This window comes from Granulibacter bethesdensis (genome assembly GCF_001889525.1).
Classification (GTDB): Bacteria; Pseudomonadota; Alphaproteobacteria; order Acetobacterales; family Acetobacteraceae; genus Granulibacter; species Granulibacter bethesdensis_C.
In genome coordinates this window covers 898,527-921,496 of the sequence record NZ_CP018192.1, presented here as the reverse complement: position 1 = coordinate 921,496, position 22,970 = coordinate 898,527, and the positions used below count along the sequence as shown (strand labels likewise).

Below are 22,970 nucleotides of genomic sequence, written 5' to 3'. Positions count from 1 at the left end.
GATGCCAATGCCATGCCATACTCTCCCCCTCAAGGGGACGACCAATTATAAAGACAAATAGAATTATTTTGTTTGAAAATTTCTTATCATGCTGCCATAAAAACATAAAATTTCGCTCCCGCAACACTTAACAAGCTGGCGGGGGTTTTGTAGAAAGAAAATCAATGCGGGGATGAGTTTCCCGCAATGTTAGGGAGCCTAAGCATTATGAGTGGAACCGCCCTCCAGCCATCGGGTTCCCGTTGGCTGCAGCTGGCGCTTGGCGTCGTCTGCATGGTGATGATTGCGAACCTTCAGTACGGCTGGACCCTGTTTGTCCTGCCGATCGACAAGGCGCATCATTGGGGACGCGCTGCCATCCAGGTAGCATTTACGGTTTTCGTTCTGACGGAAACCTGGCTGGTACCGATCGAAGGCTGGCTGGTTGACCGCTATGGTCCCAGACTGGCCGTTCTGGCGGGTGGTGTGCTGATCGCTGCCTCCTGGGCTATCGACAGCATGGCCGATTCGCTGACCGTGCTCTACACCGCCGCTGCGATCGGGGGTGTCGGATGCGGGCTGGTTTATGGGGCCACTGTCGGTAACGCTCTGAAATGGTTCCCGGACAAGCGTGGTCTGGCGTCCGGCATCACTGCCGCAGGGTTCGGCGCTGGTTCGGCCGTCACCATCGTTCCGATTTCATCCTGGATTGCCTCTCACGGTTATGAATCCGCCTTCCTGACCTTTGGTCTCGGGCAGGGCGTCATCGTGATGATCGCCTCCATGTTCCTGGTCGCCCCGCAAAAGGCCCCTTCCCCCATCGATACCGGTCGCTCAACAGGAGCGCTGGCAACAGGAGAGCTGGAAGGCAAGACGCCGGCTCAGACACTGCGCCATCCAGTGTTCTGGCTGCTGTATCTGATGTTCGTGCTGGTCTGCACCGGTGGACTGATGGCAACGGCGCAAATCGCGGTCATCGCCAGAGATTACGGTGTCGATCAGATGCCGGTGACCCTGCTTGGCCTGACATTGCCTGCCCTGACTTTCGCACTGTCGCTCGATCGCGTTCTGAATGGTCTGACACGCCCGTTCTTCGGCTGGGTCTCTGACCGTATCGGTCGTGAACTGACCATGTTCATCGCGTTCGGGATCGAGGCCGTGGGTATTTTCGCCCTGCTGCATTATGCTCACAGCCCGGTTGCCTTCGTGATCGTCACCGGTCTGGTGTTTTTCGCCTGGGGTGAAATCTACAGCCTGTTCCCGGCCACCTGCACCGATACGTTCGGCCGCCGATATGCCACCACCAATTACGGCATGCTGTATACAGCGAAAGGCACCTCCGCCCTGCTGGTTCCGGTCAGCTCCATCATCACAGCCCATACCGGAAGCTGGGAGGCCGTATTCTATGTCGCCGCCGCCAGCAATGCTCTGGCCGCCATTCTCGCCCTGTTCGTGCTGAAACCACTGCGCCACGCCAACATCCGGGCGATGGAAGAAAACGGGCTTTCCCTGTCTCCCGTATCTTACGACTGAGGCGGGGACGACAATCAGGGCCGGAAAACGATTATTACGCCCGGCCCTGATAATAACCTTACGAAGATTTTTTTGCCTCGCGCCTGCTCCGGCGCACGATCCGCCTCTACCGGGGTGGCAGAGCCTGCGGATCGCCTCACGCATAACCGCTCATGACATCGAGGGGATACGATGACCGAGTATTTCGCTGACACGATTCAGGGTCTGCTGACACGCGGTGCCGCTGATGCGCCCGCCATTGGCGCGCCCGGCCGCACCGCATTAACCTATGCAGGGCTGCGCGCCCTGGCCGCACGCACGGCCGAAACGCTGGGCAAGGCCGGGATCGGCCGCGGTGACCGCGTGGCCATCGTGCTGCCGAACGGCCCTGAAATGGCTGCCAGCTTTATTGCCGTGGCTCATGCCGCCACCACGGCGCCATTGAATCCCGCCTATAAGGAAGAAGAATTCGACTTCTACCTGTCCGATCTCAACGCCAAGGCGCTGGTGATCCAGCGCGGCATGGAAAGCCCGGCCCGCATCATCGCGGCACGCCGCTCCATCCCGGTGATCGAACTGGACCCGATCGAGGCTTCCGGGGCGGGTGATTTTTCACTGGCGCTGCCGGAAGGGCTGAGCGGTGAGCCTTCCGCGGCAGGCATCCCGCAGGCCGAGGATATCGCTCTGGTTCTGCACACCTCCGGCACCACCTCCCGTCCCAAAATCGTACCGCTGCGTCAGGTCAATGTCTCTGCATCCGCGATCCATATCGCCGAAACGCTGGCGCTGACGCCCAGCGATGTGTGCCTGAACATCATGCCGCTATTCCACATTCACGGGCTGATCGCTGCCACCCTCTCCTCCCTCGCGGCTGGCGCATCCGTGGTGGCAACCCCGGGCTTCAACGCATTCAAGTTCTTCTCCTGGTTTACTGAAGCAAACCCGAGCTGGTACACGGCGGTTCCGACCATGCATCAGGCCATTCTGGGTCTGGCCGGACGCAATAAGGACACCATCGCCAAGAGCCGACTGCGCTTTATCCGTTCCTCCTCCTCCTCCCTGCCGCCGCAGGTAATGAAGGATCTGGAGGATGCATTCTCCGTACCGGTGCTGGAAGCCTACGGCATGACGGAAGCCGCGCATCAGATGTGCTCCAATCCGTTGCCCCCGCGCCCGCATTATGCCGGTAGTGTCGGCATTGCTGCCGGTCCCGAAGTCGCAATCATGGATGATGATGGTACCATCCTCGGCCCGAACCAGTTGGGGGAGGTCGTGATCCGCGGCCGTAACGTGACAGCAGGCTATGAGAACAACCCGGATGCCAATCTGAAAGGTTTCCATGATGGCTGGTTCCGTACCGGCGATCAGGGCAAGATCGACCAGGCTGGGTATCTGTGGCTGACCGGTCGCATCAAGGAAATCATCAATCGTGGCGGTGAGAAGTTCAGCCCGCTTGAAGTCGATAACGTCGTGATGGAACACCCGGCGGTGCAGCAATGCCTGACCTTCGCCATTCCGCATGACAAGCTGGGGGAAGAAGCCGGCCTCGCCATTGTGCTGCATGAGGGTCAGACAGCCGACGAGCATCAGATTCGTGATTATCTCAGCCAGCGTCTGGCCGCCTTCAAGGTGCCGCGCAAGATTGTGTTCCTGACGGAAATTCCAAAGGGTGCCACCGGCAAGCTGCAACGCATCGGTCTGGCGGAAAAACTGGGGCTGACGGCGTAATCGCCGTCTTTTCCAACGCATCAAACAAGGCGGCGCAGATGGTTTTCCTCCTGCGTCCCCTGACCCGCCATGATGAACACGGCCCGCTATGGAAGGCCGTCATACGCAAGGATCGAGACGATGAAAGTCGCCATTTTCGGCGCCGGTGCCATCGGTGGATTGCTCGGCTTCAAGCTTGCGAAAGCCGGAGTGGATGTAACCCTCGTGGCACGCGGGCCGCAGCTTGCCGCCCTGCAACAGAATGGGCTGACCCTGATCCGCGATGGTGAGCGTGACACCGTCGCCGTGCGCGCCGTCGGCAGTGCGGCGGAGGCCGGAATTCAGGATTACGTATTCGTGACGCTGAAGGCGCATTCACTGCCCAGCGCCGCATCCTCCATCGCGCAGATGATGGGACCAGACAGCGCACTCGTGACCGGCATCAACGGCGTGCCCTACTGGTATTTCTACGGGCTGGAGGGCGAGCACGCCAACCGTCGGGTGGAAAGCGTCGATCCGGGTGGAAAATTGTGGGACATCATCCCCCCCAGCCAGGCGATTGGCTGCGTGGTCTATCCGGCCTCCGAAGTGGTGGAGCCGGGGGTTATTGAACACACTTATGGCGATCGCTTCTCACTCGGCGAGCCCGATGGCAGCCGTTCTCCGCGTATTGATGCGCTGAGCAAGGCCATGATTGCCGCCGGTCTGAAAGCGCCGGTGCGTCCGCGCATTCGTGACGAAATCTGGGTCAAGCTGTGGGGCAATCTCTGCTTCAACCCGATCAGCGCACTGACCGGCGCCACGCTCGACATCATCACCACCCGTCCCGACCTGCGCCAGACCTGCCGGGGCATGATGGGGGAGGCTCAGATCGTGGCTGAAAAGCTCGGCGTGCGCTTCGGCATCGATCTGGAAAAGCGCATCGATGGTGCGGCCGAGGTCGGCGTGCACAAGACGTCCATGTTGCAGGATCTGGAACGTGGCCGACCGATGGAAATCGACGCGCTGCTGGGTGCGGTGGTGGAACTGGGTCACGTCACCGGAACACCGATGCCGTCCTGCGAGCTGGTGCTGGCTCTGGTACGGGAACGCGCCCGCCAGTCCGGCTGCTACGAAGACCCGCAGTCTGCCGCCTGAGTCAAACAGAATCCAACCGGTAACGGAAAAGGGGGCAGTCAGCCCCCTTTTTCTGTTTCACGGCCCCGGAAAGGCAACATAAGCGGCCAGCATCAGCACGCCCCCCATCGCCAGCATCGCATGCAGCCCGGCCAAAAGAACGGGAGGCCTGCGCCCGATAGAGCGGAAAACGAGCATTCCCATGCCGATCATAAAGGCCGCTGCAATCAGCCAAAATGCCATGCTACCGAATTGAGCCACGCCAAATGCGGCTCCCCTCACCGGCTCATTCCGTCCACACCACAGCAGAAACAGACTGCACATCCCGGCTATGGCATGCATGCAGGCAGGCAGTGCGCGCAGCACCATAGAGGAGGCAGGACGCGCCAGCATCCATGCGGCCACAATTCCGAGCGTCCCCGTCAAGACGAGCATCTGGAAAGCCGCTATCATCACCCCGTCATGTCCTGCACGAATCCTATCCTGCGCTCTTGTCTGCTACGGCCTGCCCTCCGATGAGCGGTATCGCGATCATTGGTGCTGGGCCAGCCGGATTATTCGCCGCCGAGCATCTTTCTGCCCTCGGACATACGGTCCATGTCTATGAGAAAATGCCGTCCCCCGCACGCCGCTTTCTCATGGCCGGACGCGGCGGCCTCAATCTGACCCATTCCGAACCGCTGACCGATTTCCTGACACGCTATGGCTCCGCGCGCCCGTCACTGGAAGCAGCGCTCCGTGCTTTTCCACCCGATGCCCTGCGTCACTGGGCCGAGGGGCTGGGCCAATCCCTGTTCACAGGCAGCAGCGGGCGAGTTTTTCCACGGGCGATGAAAGCCTCTCCCCTGCTCCGTGCCTGGCTGGAGCGGCTGACCGCACAGGATGTCACCATCCATACCAGACATGAATGGCATGGATGGCGGCCGGATGGTTCCCTCCTGATGAGCGGCCCGGATGGCAGCACTCTTCAGCCACCTCCTGTTGCAGCCACCCTGCTGGGCCTTGGCGGAGCCTCCTGGCCCCGGCTGGGCAGCAATGGTGACTGGGTGACGCCTCTGACAAAAGCCGGGCTGCCGGTCGCACCGCTGAAACCTGCGAATTGCGGATTTTCCAGGCCATGGACACCGTTTTTCATCAGCCGGCATGAAGGAACGGCTCTCAAAAACATCGCCCTGTCCATTGCCGGAGAACCCGATCAGACTGCGCGAGGCGACCTGATCATCACCGCTTACGGACTGGAAGGCGGCCCGATTTACGCTCTTTCCGCCCGCCTGCGCGACCTGATCGAACGGAATGGCCATGCCGATCTCTGCCTCGATCTGCGCCCGGATATGGCGGAAGACATCATGGCTGCAAAACTCGCACGCGCCCGCCGCAGGGAATCTCTCTCAAACACCTTGCGCAAAGCCCTGGCCCTGTCCTCTGCCGCAAGCCATTTGTTGAGGGAAAGCACGGTCTCTCCCCCAACCGATCCGGGACCCCTTGCAGCTCTGATCAAGTCCCTGCCCCTGCGTCTGACGGGGGTACAGCCTCTGGAACGTGCTATCTCCACCGCTGGTGGTGTCCGATGGGAAGCTGTGGATGAGCACTTCATGATCCGCAGCCGACCCGGCCTGTTCGTGGCGGGTGAAATGCTGGACTGGGAAGCTCCAACCGGCGGATATCTGCTTCAGGCATGCTTTGCCACCGGCCGAGCTGCCGCCGCCGGTATGGCTCACTGGCTTGAAAAACAGTCATCGCTTTGAAAAAAACTGTCAGAAAGGAGACTTCCGCATGGCCTCCATCGCTGCATCGCACGTTCCGCTGCTGTCCCTGAATGATGGGCACGCCATTCCCCAGATCGGGCTGGGCGTCTACAAAATCACCGGCCATCAGGTCGAACCGGCTATTCATACCGCTATTGAAGCCGGATACCGGCTGATTGATACTGCTTCTTTCTATGGCAATGAGGAGCAGACAGGAGCTGCCATTGCTTCCGCCTCCGTTCCTCGCAGCAAACTGTTCATCACTACCAAGCTCTGGAATGACGATCAGGGCTATGATCAGACCCTGCATGCTTTTGATCTCAGTATGGAAAGACTGGGGCTTGAATATCTGGATCTCTATCTGATCCATTGGCCTGTGCCTGCGCGTGATCGCTATGTAGACACATGGCGGGCGTTGATACGCTTACAGAAAGAAAGCAGGGTAAGGTCGATTGGCGTTGCCAACTTTCAGCCCGCACATCTGCGCCGCCTGATTGATGAAACGGGCGTGATACCCTGTCTCAATCAGGTGGAGTTACATCCGGCCCTGCCTCAACCCGCCTTGCGGGCCTTTCATGCCTCATTAGGCATCGTGACGCAGGCATGGAGTCCTTTGGCGCGCGGAAGCATGCTGCATGACGAAAAGCTTGCGGCTATTGCCGCCAGACATCAACGTAGTCCCGCACAGATCGTATTGCGATGGCATCTTCAGAATGGCAGCGCGCTCATCCCGAAATCAGCTACGCCATCACGCATAAAAGACAATATCGCTCTGTTCGATTTCAGTCTGGATGCCACCGACATGCAGGCAATCGATGCCTTACGCACAGATTGCCGGACCGGCGCTGACCCGGATACAGCACACTGAACCAGTCTCCGTCCCAATTCTTTTCTTGTGGAGGCTGAATAGCCTTGTCCTCTGCCAGAAATACCATGATACGGACATTCGATTTTTTCCCGTGCCGCTCCACACGCAACCCATCCACTGAAGCCCATCCTTCAGCACAGGACTGGACAATTCCTTAGCATGTTTCAGCAAATTCTCAGGCCCGTTTCGGACAGCCTGCCATTGTCTTTTCTGGTGGCGATCCTTCCCATCGCCACTGTTCTTATCCTGCTCGGCGTCGTGCGGCGGCCAGCCTGGCAGGCCTCCCTTGCCGGATTGGTCGTTGGGCTGCTCTGCGCCGTTCTGATCTGGCAATGCCCACCTGGCATCGCGTTCAACAGCATCGCCGCCGGAATGACATTCGCGCTGTGGCCGGTGATGTGGATCGTGTTCAACGCGCTTGTACTCTATAATGTCGCTGTTCAATCACGACGCTTCGACGCATTCCGCGACTGGGTGATCGACCATCTGCCGGATGATCGGCGGGTAGTTCTGATCGTTATCGGTTTCTGCTTCGGAGCACTGATGGAAGGCGTTTCCGGTTTCGGCACCCCCATCGCCATTACCAGCGCCTTGCTGGTGCTGGTCGGCTTTCCGCCAATCGAAGCCCTGACCTACACCCTGATCTTCAACACCGCACCCGTCGCTTTCGGTGCGCTGGGGGCACCGGTGACGGTATTGGGGCAAGTCACCAGCCTGCCTGACACCGTGCTGGCTTCCATGGTCGGGCGGCAGCTGCCACTGCTGGCCCTGCTGCTGCCTTTCTATGTGATGGTCGTTTATGGTGGCCTGCGCTCGGTTCGTGCGCTCTGGCCGGTTTTGTTTGTATCAGGCAGCAGCTTTGCACTGGGACAATTCGTTTCTTCCAACTTCATCGACTACAAATTGACCGACGTTCTTTCATCTTTGTCCGCCCTTGCCGCTACGATCGGCTTCCTGCGGATATGGCAGCCTGAACCTGATCCTGCTTTCCGTATTGATCGCAGCCAGACCGCCGCAAAAGCGCAATCCGATCGCGCACCGATACCATCATGGCAGGGTTGGCTGCCGTGGCTCACCGTCTCCGCCGTAGTGATCATCTGGACGTCATTACGCATCTTTGAGATCGGGGCACATAAAATCCCCTGGCCAGGACTGGATCATGCCGTATTTATAACCCTGTATGGCAAACCTTATGCAGCCAGCTGGGTGTTTCAGCCACTGGCCAGTGGTACGGCCATTCTGCTGGCCGCCATCCTGACCTCGCTCATGGTTGGCATCGGACCGCGCGGCTTCCTCGATGCCATGATTGCAACATGGCGGCAGACACGCATCGCCATTCTGACCGTCTCGCTGATCATCGGCCTTGCCTATCTGATGAATTACTCAGGCATGACCTATACACTTGGTCTGGCCGTTGCGTCGGTAGGACCGGCTTTTCCTATCCTCTCCGCCTTTCTCGGCTGGATTGCCGTGTTTTTGTCCGGAAGCGATACATCCGGAAATGCGCTGTTCGGGAATTTACAGGTCGTGGCCGCCAATCAGCTGCATCTGAATCCTGTACTGTTTGCCGCGACTAATTCTTCCGGAGGCGTTATGGGGAAGATGATCTCCCCACAGAATATCGCCACCGGCGTTGCCACCACCAATCTGAAAGGTCAGGAAGGCGCGGTCCTGGCCCGCACCTTCTGGCACAGCATCATCCTGACACTGGTGCTCGGCATTATCGTTGTCGTCATGCAGTATGTGACCCCCTGGATCATTCCGGAATAATATCATCACCGTTGTCATGGTCAGTGGCATCATCAATGGCGAGAAACAGCCTTGTGATGCCGCTGCCCGCGACAGGCGGAGACCGATGCAGCAAGGCTGGTTTCTGCGCCGTTTCCGCCCGGCGGCCCCGCATGATGATCACAGTACCAGTCTGTACCTGACGAATAGCAGAAACAGGCCATGCCTTCCCCTGCTCCCATTCTGTTGCCATATCCGGGTGAATCCACTGTGTGCCCGGACCACGGTACGTACAGATCAGGCGATGATGGACATGATCCGCATGAAAGCGGCGGCAAGCATCAGTGTGAATGGCTTCCAGCCGTACCAGCAGTTCCTTGGCCCCGGTGATGGCCTGAAACAGACGCCCCAGCGCCAGTATATCCTGCGCCAGCCAGACCCTTAGCCAGTCCGGACCGAAAGCTGCATCCCGGCAGACCTCCTCCACCGCAGCTGCCATTCCTGACGAAGGCCCAAGCACACGCATTTCCGGCAGGCTGCGATCAGGCGCATATTCCAGCGCGTGCGCCACCACATCATCCAGTTGGCGAGGGAAAAAACCAGCCGCCCCATTCTTTAACGCGGCAGCCACGATGCGATGCGCTGTTTTCTCACAGAACGGGCTGATGTCCGGCGCTGGCTCATCACAAAGGAAACGCGGGCGGGCGAGAGACGCGGAAGAAAGGCACAAACTCGTCATGGCAAACCCTCACACCAGCCGCGAAGCCGGAAAACAAGATCGTTATGTTATAACATAACAATAAAACCATCAATCTGGTGTGCTGCTAAAATTTACATAAAGACATATTTATATCCGCATTGACTGATGAGATTCTTTTTCCTATGCATGCCTGGTCGTGGTTCTGCGGGTCCGTCAAAGACGAACGCCGGAGCCAAGAGGGAATCCGGTGCGCATCAGCAAAGCCGGAGCTGCCCCCGCAACTGTAAGCGGCGAGCCTGCATCCACCGACGTCACTGAGGCTTCCGCCTCGGGAAGACAGGATCGCAGGCGATGACCCGTGAGCCAGGAGACCTGCCACGACACCATAGTCGTCCCTGGGCGGGGTGTCCCGGTGGTGCGCCTGCACGCCCGTTTTCCAATCCGTGATCACGGGTAACCTTGCATGCGTCCGCTCGGCCTTTGCTTCCATTTTCTGGAGTGTAAGCCGATGTCTTTTTCTTCTCTGCCAGTCAGTACGCTCGGCGTGCCGCGGATCGGTCCGCGCCGTGAACTGAAAACTGCGCTGGAATCCTACTGGTCAGGCGCATCCGATGCCGATGCGCTTCAAAAAACCGCCGCCGCTTTACGGGCGGCAAACTGGGCCAGACAATATGGTCTGGGCATAACCATAATACCGTCGAACGATTTTTCGCTTTACGATCATGTGCTCGATACCACCGTGATGGTCGGAGCAATCCCCGAGCATTATGGATGGACCGGCGGCAAGGTCTCACTCGACACTTACTTTGCCATGGCGCGTGGAAATGCTTCTGTCCCCGCGCTTGAAATGACCAAATGGTTTGACACCAACTATCATTTCATGGTACCGGAACTGCATCGTGATCAGCGATTTGCACTGAGTTCCTCCAAACCACTCGATGAGTATCTGGAGGCCAGAGCACTCGGTCTGGAAACACGCCCGGTGCTGCTGGGACCGGTTACGTTTCTGACTCTCAGTAAAAGCAGGGACGGCAATTTCGATCCGATTTCGCTGATCGACAGACTGCTTCCCGTTTATATCGAGATTCTGTCACAGCTTCACAATGCTGGCGCAGAATGGGTTCAGATGGATGAACCATGCCTCGTGCTTGATCTGGACACCGTTACGAAAGCAGCATTGCGTCATGCGTATTATACGCTGCAGCAGGCGCTGCCATCCCTCAACATCATGCTCACCACCTATTTCGGCAGCATTGTCGATATGTTGGACACGGTTCGTACACTCCCCGTCGCCGGTCTGCATCTCGATCTGGTGCGCGCACCGGAACAGCTTGATCATGTGCTGTCGGCAATGCATTTACATCAGGTGCTTTCATTAGGCGTTATCGATGGAAGGAATATCTGGCGCACTGATCTGGCGGCAAAGCTCAATCAACTGGAACCCGTGGTGGCAAAACTGGGCAAGGATCGGGTACAGATTGCAACATCCTGCTCAATGCTGCATGTGCCAGTTGATTTACAGGCTGAAGCCGGTCTTGATTCAGAAGTCAGACAATGGCTTGCTTTCTCCGTGCAGAAAATGGAGGAATTGACGACGCTCGGTCTGGCTCTGGCAAATGGGCGTGATGTCGTTTCCCATGCTCTTGCAGCATCATCAGATGCGGCATCACATCGCAGATCCTCCAGAAAGGTGCATAATGAATCTGTTCGGAGCCGGATTGCGTCCATCTCGCCTGAAATGGCGAAACGGCAGGTTCCATTCTCTACACGGGTGCAGGAACAGCGCGCAGCACTGAAACTCAACCTGCTCCCAACGACAACAATCGGTTCCTTTCCACAAACGGATGCTGTGCGTAAGGCACGGGCCGATCACGCGAAACAGCGTATCAGTAGCGAGGAATATGCCGCTTTTCTGCGTCAGGAAACCGAACAGGCCATTCGGTGGCAGGAGGAGGCCGGTATTGATGTACTGGTCCATGGAGAATTCGAACGTAATGACATGGTACAGTATTTCGGCGAGCAACTGAGCGGCTATGCCTTCACGGCACATGGCTGGGTCCAGAGCTATGGATCGCGCTATGTGCGGCCGCCGATCATCTTCGGCGATGTCTCCCGTCCCCATGCCATGACGGTTGACTGGGCCTGCTACGCGCAGTCTCTGACAGAGCGGCCCGTCAAAGGCATGCTGACAGGACCGGTGACAATGCTGCAATGGTCGTTCGTGCGTGACGACATTCCTCGCGAAAAGGTCTGCCAGCAAATTGCTCTGGCGCTTCGTGATGAGGTTTCTGATCTGGAAGCAGCAGGAATCAAAATCATCCAGATTGACGAACCCGCTTTTCGTGAAGGATTGCCGCTCAAAACCTCCGACTGGCAACATTATCTGGGCTGGGCTGTTTCCTGCTTCCGCCTGTCATCAAGCAGTGTCCGAAACACGACCCAGATCCATACCCATATGTGCTACTCTGAATTCAACGATATCATCGATGCTATTGCCGCGATGGATGCCGATGTCATCTCTATTGAAACATCGCGCTCTAAAATGGAGCTGCTCGATGTATTCACGGATTTTCGCTATCCAAACGAAATCGGGCCGGGTGTCTATGATATCCACTCCCCCCGTATTCCAAGTGTCACTGAAATCACAGAGCTCCTGCAAAAGGCTCTGAAACATCTCTTGCCGGAACAGATATGGGTCAATCCGGATTGCGGACTGAAAACCCGCCATTGGAAAGAGGTCAGGCCGGCATTGGTTAATATGGTTTCTGCCGCACAGGCGCTCCGTAATACTCTTACGCAGCCGGCGAAATAAAATAAAAGCGGGCGATCAAATCATGATCGTCCGCTTTCTCGCTTATACGCTATGGAAATAACGCTGGTATTCAAATCCCGTCACATGTGCCATCAGCCACTGCTCGAAGGCTCTTGCTTCCGCATACCCCCTTGCCGCCATATGCGTGCAGAATGCATTTCCAAACCAGCGTGGTGCACGCTCTGATTCTTCCCATGCAGCCAAAGATTCTTTGATCGTACCCGGCAGATCACCCACATCATCAGACAATACGGCCGCGTTCTGGATGCCATCCAGCCCGGCAGCCAGCATGGCGGCGATCGTCAGATACGGATTGACGTCGGCACCCGGTACGCGGTGCTCCAGCCTCATCCTCCCGGACGTGGCTCCGGGGATGACACGCACAGCGCTCATGCGGTTTTCGATGCCCCAATCGGCTCGATCAGGTGACCATGCCTCCCGATCCATGCGTCGATAAGCATTGATTGTCGGGCGGAACAGCAAATGCGCATCCCGCATGCCGGACAGCAATCCCGCCAGATAAGAGCAGCCCAGTGCGGACAGATTTCTTCCATCCGCAAATACATTCTGCCCATCCCGCCACAGGCTTTGATGATGATGCAGACCGCATCCGCTCTCAGACCCCGGCGGACGGGAGCGCGCCATAAACGTCACCAGCAATCCATTCTCTGCACAGAGCTGACGCAGCACCGATTTCATGCGCATGGCATTATCTGCCGCCAGCAATGGCGTTTCAGCACCAAGCGCGATCTCGTAAATGCCCTGCCCATATTCGCTGACAATGCTGGCCACACGGATGCCCAACATATCAAGCCGCGCCATCAAGGCCGCAGCAAGATCAGGAAAACCCCTGTCACGATGAAGATCATAATTGACCGCCCCACAGCCGTACGGAGTCAGGGCATCAAACCGACCTGCCTGAACCAGCGCATCATCCGCATGGAAAAGGGTGCATTCATATTCCAGCCCGAACCGCGCCTCGAACCCCATTTCCTCTGCCCTCCGTTGCTGGGAGCGCAGCAGATAACGCGGATCGACCGGGCATGGAGACCCATCAGGCAGATAGGTATTCAGAAAAACCGAGGCGAAATCCTGATCCCACCGGTGCCATCGCACCGTATCAGGATCAGGCAGCGCCAAAATATTGGCGAAGCCAGCCTCCCGCCGTCCCACCACCCCGTCATAGAGCGGCTCATGGACCGGTGCTCCATCCGCCGGGCTGGAGGCATACAACATCGCGTTGAATGCCTCCCCCTCGGTCGAGAACCGGAGCGGCGTGATCTTGGTGCGCAGGCTGCCATTGATATCAGGCGCCTGCACCAGCAACGCAACAACACCTTCATCCCGCAATGCCTGTTCCGCCGTCAGCAGAGCCTGACGCCGGTCAGCTGCATCGCGTGATAAAGACGTTTCTGTCACGCTTCGAGCAGGAACAGCTCACCCCGGCCGATCACGGCACCATCACCGGCATAGCGGGATGCCGCGCGACTGGCCAGACGCGCTGCTTTCCGGCTGACAGGGTCCAGCGTGCGCACCAACAGACGGGTGAACACCAGATCCGGCGCATGCACCGGAATGAAGGTTGGCAGAACCTCCGCCGTTGCCCCCAGCACCAGCGTGCCACGGCGCATCAGATAGCCCGGCAGACCATGAGCCTCGCCACAGACAACGATCGTGCCGGCGGCCATACGGCTGCCGACGGCTTCCCCGGCATCGCCCTCGATCACGATCACGCCGCGCCTCAGCCGATCCCCGGCCCGCGGCCCGGCATCCCCCCGGACGACAACCATGCCGCCGGCCATGCCATACTGCTCGCCCGCCGCGGGAGCGCCGAGGCGTTCCGCCACATCGCCGGAAATCTCGATCAGGCCGTTTTTCAGCCCGGAGGCCGCATAAGGACCAGCACTGCCGAGAATCTGCAATACACCGCCCTTCATGCCACGACCAGCATAGGCCCCTGCATCGCCATCCAGCAGCACGGAGCCGCTGGCCATGCCTGCGCCGACGTAATCCAGCCGGTCGGAACCGCCCTCGATCACAATCTGCTCGCTACCGGTTCCACGCAGTTTAAACGCGTCACCGACTGTCACCACTTCACGGGTGGTATTGATTTCCAGCTTTTCGATGGCGGCCTTGTTGAGGCCATCCAGCTTTTCCGGTGTCAAGGCGGACAGATCGAGGCGCTGCTCCGGGTCCGCCTTCAGAGTGAGACGAATGGTCACCGCAGCAACTCCCGCAGCTTGAAATGATGCCTGCCCAGTTTACCACCGTAATTACCGGCGGAAATACGGGATGCGCCTTTATCAGGCCCCAGCTTCATGATTGCTTCCATACCGGCCCGCATGGCATCGGCCACCGCCTCTGCCGTCAGACCATCGATCACGATTTCCAGTACGCTGCGCGTATCGTCATCCAGATCGGTTTCCACCTGGCCGTGCAGGGTAGGGCAGAAACGATGATTGGTGGAGGCCGGCAGCATCTTGTATTTTGATCCGACCTTGGAGCCGGAACGGACAATTCCACCTGGGAAAGGCATGATTACATCCGGCACCACCTTCATGGCCTCTACCGCTGTTTCCGCCGCCAGAAGCGTCGCGGCGGGGGAGCGGCCCAACAGGATCAGGTTGCCGCCGCCCACTGCGTTTTTCGTGTATCCGGTGGTGCCTTCGCACACGAATTCACCGTCCATCACCGGAATACGCCAGAAGCGCCGGCCGCCCAGCTTCTTCGCGATCTGCCAGCCATCGCCGAAATAGCGCAGCAGGCTGCCGATCTTCATCTTCTCCATACCCGGAATGCCAACATCATAGCAGGCCGCACCGGGACAGGTCAGAACGCACTGGCCGACACGATTTTGCAGTTGTTTCTGCATTTCGTTCCAGCCCATCCCGAACATCAGCACCCGCACGCCGGGGCGTCCATCCGGTGTTTCATCCGGACGAAGTTCGCGGTCGATCCCCGCCTCGATACCGCAGGCAATCACCGATGTCGCGAAGCCGGTCATCGTCTCCGCCGCCTGACGTGCCCATTTGCGGTTGGGGCCAGTCACGATCACACCGGTCGCGCGCATGTCGAACGCTTCGGCGAAGGTATCGTCCACCACGACTTTCGTAACACGTGCGGCACGCGGCGTTTTGATTGCCGTCGGTTTTGCCGATGCTGCCGAAATTTTCTTCTTTGCAGCCTGTTCCACGACAGTCGGTGCGACAGCCTTTAGCCGTGCAATACCGCCAGCATTGTGCGCTTTACTGGGCGCCTTGCTCCCTTTGCCCGGGCTTTTGCTCATTGGGCGCATTCCACTGTTTCAAAGCTCTTGAGATGACCGGGCACATCGAACAGCGTATGCGGCACGCCATAGACCTGTTCGTAATACCCTTTCAGACGCCGGTCGACACCCCTGTCGAATTCCGGCTGCAACGTGAAGCACGTGCCGAACACGGTGCGCTGCGTCCTGCCATCCTTCACCACCAATTCCCCGTTGCGGAAAACATAGGCTGCCTCACGGAACATGGCAGCCCTGTCCTCCTGCGGACGATACACCGACACATCCGCCTTCGATCCGATAGCGAGGTTACCGCGATCAGACAGGCCCAGCAGACGCGCCGGAGCGGCGCGGGTCATGATGGCGATCTCGCGCCAGTCATATTCACGGTTCAAAGAGGGCAGCGTGGTGGCGTCCAGCGCGTCTTTCGGCAGCGTCTCCATCCATTGCGCACGCAGATCGCGGCTCATCAGCAGGGCCATAAGGTCCGGATAAGCCGTGAACGGCGCCCCGTTCGGATGATCGGTCGTGAAGAACAAACGCCACGGATCATTGACCAGCAGGAACAGCTCCAGCCCTGCCGCCCATTGCAGCGCGTTGACGAAGCTGGTGCGCTTGTAACGATAAGGCACCACGCCGCCGCCATTGCCGTCCCCATCCAGGATCGACCATTTGCGCGGGAAAGCGGCCACGCGGCCATCGAACTGACGCAGCACGTCGGAAGAGATGGTCACCGTCTGACCGAACATGACCTGCCCGACATCGGCGGTCACATTCGGGCGACTGTTCATTTCCTCCGCCAGCCGAGCGGCAGCGGAGGAGAATTTGCGCGGACCTTCGGTACCGTAGGAATAGAACTGGAGATGCGCAAAATGGACTGGCAACCCTTCCGCCGCATCCATCGTTGCGATCGCGGTTTCCACATTCCCGGCCATGCCGAGATTGTTGCAATGCAGATGCACCGGGTGCGGAATACCAAGCACGTCCCGCGCCCGCTGCGCAGCCTTGAAAATCTGGCGGGAAGAAACGCCGTAGCTCGGCACTTCATCATCCAGTGAGAAACTACGCAGGTTTTCCTTGAATGCCGCCGCACCGCCCGGATTGATGACCTTCAGGCCCAGCCCGCGGGCAGCCGTGATATTGCGGGCAACATAATCGGCCAGTGCCGCGTCACTCTCCCCATCACGCACCAGCCGCAGGAAGTAATCATCATTCCCCAGCACCGTCAGCGTTGCGGTGTCAATAAAGGGGATACGTGACAACTCGGCATGGGCCTGCACCGCCACATGCGGGGAAATAGCCGGCTCCACCACGGTAGTGAAACCCATCTGCACATACAGACGCCCGACCTCATGCGGGATCGGCGTGCCATCGAAGCCGCCTTCCTGTCCAATCAGCTCGGGCAGCAACAGCTTGGCCGTGTTCACATTGGTGCCGGCGATATGGGAGTGGATATCAATACCCCCCGCCATCACCACGCAGCCGCTGACATCCACCACCTCATCGGCCCGACCATTGGCGGGAGCCTCGACAATCCGGCCATCCTGAAGCCAAAGATCAGCCACTTCATCACGATCACGCGCCGGATCGACGATCCGTCCGCCTTTCAGAACTGTCAGCATCAGCCTGCCTCATATGCCGCGCGAATGCGGCCCAGAATAGTGGCGACATCCGGACGCGCGCTCCGCGGCGCAGCGGCAGAAGCCGGATGGTCGATCTGCCCGCCCACAGCCCCGGCAAACAGGATCGCATCATGATCCACACCGGGCTGTCCGACGGCAAAGGCAACCGCCGCCTGCTCCGGCGCTTCATCACCACTGGTCAGAGCGATCACCGGAACGGGGGTATCAGGCGGCAATTCGTAATCGAGCGCGTCGATCCAGAGGAGGCAATCCGTCTCATCCTCGTCGATCAGTCGCAGCAGGTCGAAGCGCCATGGATCATGCTCGGCTCGCCCACGACCGAAACCCAGACGCGGCGGCAGGCCGGTGATCCCGGCCACGGTCTGGATGGCCCCCTGCACATTGCCAGGACCGGCCACAGGCAGGGCGGCAAAGCGCGTCGCAGCGTTCAGATCATTAACGAGACCACCCAGCATCTCCACCGACAGCGCATCAAGTGTCTCGGAAGACCACAGGATCACCCCGTAGGACGAAGCCTTCAGCGTTTCCGCCAGCGCCTGCACGGCTTTCAGCCGCGCTGCCGGCAGACGCACGGTCCGTCCGGCCACGGCGGCACGCAGCGTGCCGAGAATGACGGGAAGCTCTTCCTCATCCACTTTCAGGTCGCTGCCGGAAGCTGCTCCGATACGGATGATCTGGCGCTCCCCACGATGGGTAGCGATGGTCGGCGCCTCGTCCAGAGCCAGATCGGCAGCGAAACTCGGCCAGATGGCCTCCACCCCGTCACCGACCAGCACCACGGTCTGCGCCTGGGCGCGGACCTGCAAGGGTGTGACTGTCAGCAGCCCCGTCTCCCGCAGCAGATCAAGATCGCGGAAAGCCGCTTCCGACGCGGCATGGTCCAGCGTACCGCCGACAGCCTCCGCCAGCGCCACCGCAGCTTCCAGTCCTTTCAGGTCGGTCGCCAACCCACCAATCGCCGGGCTGCGTCCTTCGCGCAGCAATTCGACGGCAGCGTCAACCGCGTCATCCAAACTGGCCTCGCGGCCGTCAATCCAGGCCAGGGCGCCCGCAGCGTCCCCCGTGTCACGTATCGCCATCGCGCTCACAACGGTTCAGGTATCGTATTTCACATAAGCAAAACGCTGGTCACCGGATGGTGTCCCTTCCAGCGGGCCGTCATCCTTGCCCGGCTGCCATTGCACAACCTGTTCGATCATGCGAGCCAGCGCGAAATCTTTTTCAGTGATGCCCTTTGCAGTGTGGGTCTGCAAGCGCACCTCGACCCAGGCATAGGATGCCGTGATATCAGGATGATGCCACGCCGCTTCCGCCAGATGGCCGACCGTGTTGATGACCATCAGAGTCGCTTTCCAGCTTGCCGTCCGGTAGGTCCTGCGAATCCAGCCATTCTCATATCGCCAATGAGAGAGGCCGTCCTGCAGGCGCTGCTGTATCTCGGCCTCTGCCAAGGCGGTTTCACGCGCCGTCATCGGCATCTCCCTCCGGTTAGCCTCGCCGCCCGTCAGACAGGCGCAGGAAAAGCGGGCGTGGTCTTGCCCCCCGCCCGGTGAAAGTGGAACATGCGTCATGCACGCTGTTCCGTCCATCCCATCCGATCCACGTCTTCGCTGCAAGACCGGTTTTATTCATTCCGATTATCACTCTTACGCCATTGCGAAACGATGACACGTTCAGTACGCGTTCGATGCGCGGCCAGACTGCATCTCGGTTTTCTCGATCTGCACGGCGGTCTCGGCAGACAGTTCGGCAGTATCGGACTGGCGCTGGATTCGCCCATAACAACGCTCAGCATTCAGCATGCCGATACCATGCATGTCGAAGGTCCGGAGCGTGATCGCATCATTCGATATCTCGATCAGCTGAATGTAAAATCCTCTTATGCCATCAAGGTCGAAAGTGCGATTCCATCCCATTCGGGTCTCGGCTCCGGCACGCAGCTTGCGCTTGCCCTGAGTGCAGCCCTGCGCAAAATCGAAAACCGCCCCTCCCATCCACGCGAAGATGCAGCGCTGCTGGATCGCGGTGCACGCTCCGGCATTGGCGTCGCCCTGTTCGAACAGGGCGGTTTCGTCATGGATGGTGGACGTGGTTCCAAGACCGATGTGCCGCCGATGCTGCTGCGTATGCCGGTACCGGATGATTGGCGTTTCATCCTGATTCTGGATGATGATCAGTCCGGCCTTGCCGGATCGGCCGAACTGGCCGCGTTTGCCGACCTGCCCCCGATGACGGAAGAAATCTCCGGGCAGATATGCCGCCAGGTCGCCATGGGGGTGTTGCCCGCGCTGGCGGAAGGCGCCATCGCACCCTTCGGAGCCGCGATCACCCAGGTACAGCGCCTGATCGGGGATTATTTCTCCCCCGCGCAGGGAGGACGCTTCGCCAGCCCGCGCGTGGCCGAGGCGCTTGATCTGTTGCATGGCTGGGGGGCCGCCGGGGTCGGACAAAGCTCCTGGGGGCCTGCCGGTTTCGGCATCATGCCGAATGAACAGGAGGCAGAGCGTCTGGCCGCCCTGCTGCGCGCGCGGATGCCATCGCTGAAAGTCTCGGTGCAACGGGCGCTCAATCAGGGCGCGCAGGTGGAAGCCACCTGACGCAATGCCACCTGACACAATGCCACGGAAATGTCTCTAAATCGGAGACACCAATCTGCATTATTGACCATACCGATTTGCAGGACGATGCAGATCGGATAGAGGAATAACACCACCATCATCGCGCGCGGCTGGATATGTCTGTTCTCTGGTCCGTCACCATGATCCCGATCATGGTCCGCGCGAGCCGGGCGGATTGATCAAGACGCACGACACAGGAGAGCAGCTCTCATGGCTGACAAGACCATCCTGCACATGCTCACGCCACTGAAGCAGATGAGTCCGTTCGACGTGAACATGGCGCTGGATGCGGGGTTTGACGCCGTCATCCCGTATGTGGACGTCACCAACGATCAGGTGAACGGTCTGGTTCAGGACGCAATTTTTTCTCGCCCGCCGCGGCTCGGCCCGAAAACCGGGATTTTCATCGCCGGGCGTAATGCCGGTCAGGCGCTGGACTGGATCGACGAATCCAAAAAGGCATTGGTGCCCCCCTTCGGCTGTTCGGTTTATGCCGATCCGGCAGGTTCCTTCACCACCGCCGCCGCGATGGTCGCCCATGTGGACACCATGCTGCGCAAGGAGTTCAACCAAACTCTGAAAGGGTTGAAGGTTGCCGTGTTCGGTGCAACGGGGGTGGTTGGCTATGCATCCGGCGTGATCGCCGCACTGGAAGGCGCGCATGTGATTCTCGCCGGGCATAACGGCGCCAGGCAGGTCAGCGAATCGGCCAAGGAAATGCAGGATCGCTTCGGTGTCACCGTCGAAGCCGTGGATGCCAGCACCGAGGAACTGAAAGGCGACCTGCTGAAACGCGTCGATGTGGCAATGACCGCCGCCAAGGCCGGGGTGCAGGTCATCAGTTCCCTGCTGCTGAAAGACGCGCCGCATCTGCTGGTCGTGGCAGACGTCAATGCCGTGCCGCCGCTGGGCGTGGCCGGGCTGGATGTGAATTCCGGCCGGGTCCAGTTGGGCGAAAAGACCATCGGCATCGGCGCGCTGGCCATCGGCCACACCAAGTACCGCGCGCAGTTCGAGCTGTTCAAGAAGATGCTGGAGAGCGACAAGATCGTCTCCTTCGACTTCCGCGACGCGTTTCATCTGGCGCGTGAGATCGCTTCCGCCAGCTGAGCTGCGCAGAACAGGGACTGACCGGCAGCGCTGATCATGGCGGCAGAAGCAGCAAAGCCGGGCAGTCCCGTTCTGATTGTCGCCCTGTCCGGGCGCGCTCTCGCCTCTGCCGCCCGGCGGGAGGGATTTGTGCCGCTGGTGTGCGATCTGTTCGGTGATAGCGACACCATCGCCCTTGCCGAACAGCACACGCTTCTACCCTTCCGTCCGGGTCACGGTATCGATGCGCATGCACTGGCTTGCATGCTTGATACACTTTGTGGCGGAAAGCGTCCTCCGCTGATCTGGGGAAGCGGGTTTGAGGATCAGACCGACGTTCTGGAAAGTCTGCAAAAGCACCATGCCTTGCAGGGCACACCTCCCCCCCGCATCGCCGATCTGAAAAATCCGCTTTTTCTGGCCACTCTATGCCGGGAATGTGCCATTCCATTCCCTGCCATCAGCCTGTCTCCGCCACCGCGAGAAGCATTTGTCGACCAGCGCTGGCTGACCAAGCGAATCGGTGGTTCCGGCGGTAGCCATATCCACCCGGTGCGCGGCCCGGGCTCTGCAAAACCTGGTCGCTACCACCAGCAACGCGTCGAGGGCATACCGATCTCAGCTCTGGTGCTGGGCCGCCCCCTGCAGACGCCTCTGCTGATCGGATGGAGCCGGCAATGGACTGCCCCCTCCCCCTGCACACCGTTTCGTTTCGGCGGTGCGGCGCGTCTCACAGAAAGAGAGAGTGGCCACCTCTTCCCTGCTCTCCAGCACGCGGTGCTCGATCTGACGCGGGCAAGCGGGCTGGTCGGGCTGGGGAGCCAGGATTTTCTGGTTCACGAGGACGGTTTTCACCTGCTGGAAATCAATCCACGCCCCGGAGCTACGCTGGACGTGTTTCCGGAACAGCCCCTCATCACCCTGCACATGCTGGCAAGCGGTGGGACGATCCCGGAGCCGGTCATTTCTCTCGCTCCGATGGCCGGATCACGCGCCTGCGCAGTGGCCTATGCACCCCGGTCAATCAAAATTCCCGAGGATTTTGTCTGGCCGGACTGGACGGCGGATCATTCGCGGACGCATACCCTTATTCCACGCGGCGCGCCTGTCTGCACGGTCCTGACCGAAGCAGCAGATGCCACCTCCGCCAAAGCACTGGCAGAGGATCGCACAAACGAGATTCTTCAGCGCCTGGAGACGTCATCATGAGCAACGCTTCCCCCGTCAGCGTCAATGCCCGCGCATGGGCCTTGCTGCAGGACATGATCAACAATGCCGAGGAACTGAAAATCGGCGTCTCCACCGGTTCTCTGGGCGAGACGCTGATCGACGCCGGCTCCGCCGTGCCGGGCAGCATCGCAGCCGGCCTGCAACTGGCCCGCATCTGCATGGGCGGTCTCGGCACCGTCACACTGCTGCCGGATCAGACTCTGGAGAACTGGCCGTTCAGCGTCTCTGTCGCGTCCTCCAACCCGGTCACCTCCTGCCTTGCCAGCCAGTATGCGGGGTGGAGCCTGCACCATAAGGACGAGAACGGTTCCTTTTTCGCGCTCGGCTCCGGCCCGGCCCGGGCCCTGGCACGGGGTGAGAAGCTATTCGAGGAACTGACCTATCGCGATGAAAGCACCCATGCCGTGCTGGTGCTGGAAGCCGCCAAACCACCGCCGGCCGCCATTGTCGAGCGCGTGGCGCGGGAATGCCGCGTCGCCCCGGAAAATCTCGGCATCATCTATGCCCCGACGCAGAGCCTCGCCGGTTCCGTGCAGGTGGTGGGGCGCGTGCTGGAAGTCGCCCTGCACAAGACGCATGAGCTGCATTTCCCGCTGGAAAACGTCGTGGACGGCATTGCCTCCGCCCCGCTGCCGCCGCCGCACCCGGATTTCGTAACCGCCATGGGCCGCACCAACGATGCGATTATCTTCGCGGGCCGCGTGCATCTGTTCGTCAAAGGCTCCGCCGAGGAAGCCCGCAAGCTGGCCGAGCAGCTGCCTGCCTCGACCTCCCGCGATTACGGCAAGCCGTTCAAGGACATCTTTGCAGCGGTGAAAGGCGATTTCTACAAGATCGATCCGTCCCTGTTCAGCCCGGCGGAGGTGCTGGTGACGGCCATCGAGACCGGCGAGACCTTCCGCGCCGGCAAGCGCGATCAGGCCCTGCTGGACGCATCATTCAACTGATCCCGACCCTGCGA

General features: G+C 59.7%; 19 protein-coding genes and 1 riboswitch. Of the genes, 11 read left to right on the top strand and 8 right to left on the bottom strand.

Going from position 1 to position 22,970, the window contains the following annotated elements; translation table 11 throughout:
- Window positions 1–207 precede the first annotated feature (207 nt).
- The 3 genes from oxlT to GbCGDNIH6_RS04110 all read left to right on the top strand — a co-directional run bounded on the left by oxlT (window position 208) and on the right by GbCGDNIH6_RS04110 (window position 4,335).
- Window positions 208–1,512 (top strand): oxalate/formate MFS antiporter, encoded by a 1,305-nt coding sequence (oxlT, locus tag GbCGDNIH6_RS04120; protein ID WP_232449959.1) that lies wholly within the window; start codon window positions 208–210, stop codon window positions 1,510–1,512.
- A gap of 171 nt (window positions 1,513–1,683) precedes the next feature.
- A complete protein-coding gene (locus GbCGDNIH6_RS04115; RefSeq protein WP_072562938.1) occupies window positions 1,684–3,219 on the top strand; it encodes an acyl--CoA ligase in 1,536 nt (511 codons plus the stop codon).
- Window positions 3,220–3,339: 120 nt separating this feature from the next.
- Window positions 3,340–4,335 carry a 2-dehydropantoate 2-reductase gene (locus GbCGDNIH6_RS04110; protein ID WP_072562937.1) on the top strand — a complete coding sequence of 332 codons (996 nt, stop codon included), beginning with the start codon at window positions 3,340–3,342 and terminating at the stop codon, window positions 4,333–4,335.
- 57 nt (window positions 4,336–4,392) lie between these two features.
- On the opposite strand, the gene GbCGDNIH6_RS04105 is transcribed toward GbCGDNIH6_RS04110, so the two are convergent.
- Window positions 4,393–4,749 carry a hypothetical protein gene (locus tag GbCGDNIH6_RS04105; protein WP_157692321.1) on the bottom strand — a complete coding sequence of 119 codons (357 nt, stop codon included), beginning with the start codon at window positions 4,747–4,749 and terminating at the stop codon, window positions 4,393–4,395.
- A gap of 80 nt (window positions 4,750–4,829) precedes the next feature.
- Between GbCGDNIH6_RS04105 and GbCGDNIH6_RS04100 the strand changes: the two genes are divergently transcribed.
- The 3 genes from GbCGDNIH6_RS04100 (at window position 4,830) to GbCGDNIH6_RS04090 (ending at window position 8,697) form a co-directional block, all read left to right on the top strand.
- Complete coding sequence (locus tag GbCGDNIH6_RS04100; RefSeq protein WP_072562935.1) at window positions 4,830–6,059, top strand: BaiN/RdsA family NAD(P)/FAD-dependent oxidoreductase; 1,230 nt, start codon at window positions 4,830–4,832, stop codon at window positions 6,057–6,059.
- 28 nt (window positions 6,060–6,087) lie between these two features.
- Complete coding sequence (locus tag GbCGDNIH6_RS04095; protein ID WP_072562934.1) at window positions 6,088–6,927, top strand: aldo/keto reductase; 840 nt, start codon at window positions 6,088–6,090, stop codon at window positions 6,925–6,927.
- Between the two features lie 159 nt (window positions 6,928–7,086).
- The gene (locus tag GbCGDNIH6_RS04090) at window positions 7,087–8,697 is read left to right on the top strand and encodes an L-lactate permease (protein WP_072562933.1); all 1,611 of its coding nucleotides are present in this window, start codon (window positions 7,087–7,089) and stop codon (window positions 8,695–8,697) included.
- On the opposite strand, the gene GbCGDNIH6_RS04085 is transcribed toward GbCGDNIH6_RS04090, so the two are convergent.
- The gene (locus tag GbCGDNIH6_RS04085; protein ID WP_081369958.1) at window positions 8,684–9,394 is read right to left on the bottom strand and encodes a DUF1826 domain-containing protein; all 711 of its coding nucleotides are present in this window, start codon (window positions 9,392–9,394) and stop codon (window positions 8,684–8,686) included. The genes GbCGDNIH6_RS04090 and GbCGDNIH6_RS04085 overlap by 14 nt on opposite strands.
- Before the next feature lie 141 nt (window positions 9,395–9,535).
- A riboswitch (cobalamin riboswitch) is annotated at window positions 9,536–9,749 on the top strand.
- A 114-nt stretch (window positions 9,750–9,863) separates the two neighbouring features.
- On the opposite strand from GbCGDNIH6_RS04085, the gene metE reads away from it, so the two are divergent.
- On the top strand, window positions 9,864–12,167 hold the full coding sequence (metE, locus tag GbCGDNIH6_RS04080; protein WP_072562932.1) for a 5-methyltetrahydropteroyltriglutamate--homocysteine S-methyltransferase: 2,304 nt from the start codon (window positions 9,864–9,866) through the stop codon (window positions 12,165–12,167).
- A 42-nt stretch (window positions 12,168–12,209) separates the two neighbouring features.
- Here the strand turns inward: metE and GbCGDNIH6_RS04075 are convergent, their stop codons facing one another.
- Genes GbCGDNIH6_RS04075 through GbCGDNIH6_RS04050 form a run of 6 tightly spaced genes read right to left on the bottom strand, consistent with a single transcriptional unit; the run spans window position 12,210 to window position 18,643 of the window.
- The gene (locus GbCGDNIH6_RS04075; protein ID WP_072562931.1) at window positions 12,210–13,586 is read right to left on the bottom strand and encodes a glutamine synthetase family protein; all 1,377 of its coding nucleotides are present in this window, start codon (window positions 13,584–13,586) and stop codon (window positions 12,210–12,212) included.
- Window positions 13,583–14,389, bottom strand: coding sequence for a formylmethanofuran dehydrogenase subunit C (locus tag GbCGDNIH6_RS04070; protein ID WP_072548330.1), 807 nt, complete (start codon window positions 14,387–14,389; stop codon window positions 13,583–13,585). Before GbCGDNIH6_RS04070 ends, GbCGDNIH6_RS04075 begins: the two co-directional genes overlap by 4 nt.
- Window positions 14,386–15,453 carry a formylmethanofuran--tetrahydromethanopterin N-formyltransferase gene (gene fhcD / locus GbCGDNIH6_RS04065; RefSeq protein WP_232449958.1) on the bottom strand — a complete coding sequence of 356 codons (1,068 nt, stop codon included), beginning with the start codon at window positions 15,451–15,453 and terminating at the stop codon, window positions 14,386–14,388. The genes GbCGDNIH6_RS04070 and fhcD overlap by 4 nt, the downstream gene beginning before the upstream one ends.
- Window positions 15,450–17,051, bottom strand: coding sequence for a formylmethanofuran dehydrogenase subunit A (locus tag GbCGDNIH6_RS04060; protein WP_025320905.1), 1,602 nt, complete (start codon window positions 17,049–17,051; stop codon window positions 15,450–15,452). The genes fhcD and GbCGDNIH6_RS04060 overlap by 4 nt, the downstream gene beginning before the upstream one ends.
- The gene (locus GbCGDNIH6_RS04055; protein ID WP_072562930.1) at window positions 17,051–18,151 is read right to left on the bottom strand and encodes a molybdopterin-binding domain-containing protein; all 1,101 of its coding nucleotides are present in this window, start codon (window positions 18,149–18,151) and stop codon (window positions 17,051–17,053) included. Before GbCGDNIH6_RS04055 ends, GbCGDNIH6_RS04060 begins: the two co-directional genes overlap by 1 nt.
- Before the next feature lie 15 nt (window positions 18,152–18,166).
- Window positions 18,167–18,643: a 4a-hydroxytetrahydrobiopterin dehydratase gene (locus GbCGDNIH6_RS04050; RefSeq protein ID WP_196768636.1), complete on the bottom strand. Its 477-nt coding sequence runs from the start codon at window positions 18,641–18,643 to the stop codon at window positions 18,167–18,169.
- 93 nt (window positions 18,644–18,736) lie between these two features.
- On the opposite strand from GbCGDNIH6_RS04050, the gene GbCGDNIH6_RS04045 reads away from it, so the two are divergent.
- From GbCGDNIH6_RS04045 to mch, 4 genes are all read left to right on the top strand, one after another.
- Window positions 18,737–19,669 carry a beta-ribofuranosylaminobenzene 5'-phosphate synthase family protein gene (locus tag GbCGDNIH6_RS04045; RefSeq protein WP_072562929.1) on the top strand — a complete coding sequence of 311 codons (933 nt, stop codon included), beginning with the start codon at window positions 18,737–18,739 and terminating at the stop codon, window positions 19,667–19,669.
- A gap of 231 nt (window positions 19,670–19,900) precedes the next feature.
- Window positions 19,901–20,800: an NAD(P)-dependent methylenetetrahydromethanopterin dehydrogenase gene (locus tag GbCGDNIH6_RS04040; protein ID WP_072562928.1), complete on the top strand. Its 900-nt coding sequence runs from the start codon at window positions 19,901–19,903 to the stop codon at window positions 20,798–20,800.
- A 36-nt stretch (window positions 20,801–20,836) separates the two neighbouring features.
- On the top strand, window positions 20,837–21,988 hold the full coding sequence (locus GbCGDNIH6_RS04035; RefSeq protein ID WP_072562927.1) for an ATP-grasp domain-containing protein: 1,152 nt from the start codon (window positions 20,837–20,839) through the stop codon (window positions 21,986–21,988).
- Window positions 21,985–22,956: a methenyltetrahydromethanopterin cyclohydrolase gene (gene mch, locus GbCGDNIH6_RS04030; RefSeq protein WP_011631480.1), complete on the top strand. Its 972-nt coding sequence runs from the start codon at window positions 21,985–21,987 to the stop codon at window positions 22,954–22,956. The genes GbCGDNIH6_RS04035 and mch overlap by 4 nt, the downstream gene beginning before the upstream one ends.
- Window positions 22,957–22,970: the final 14 nt, after the last annotated feature.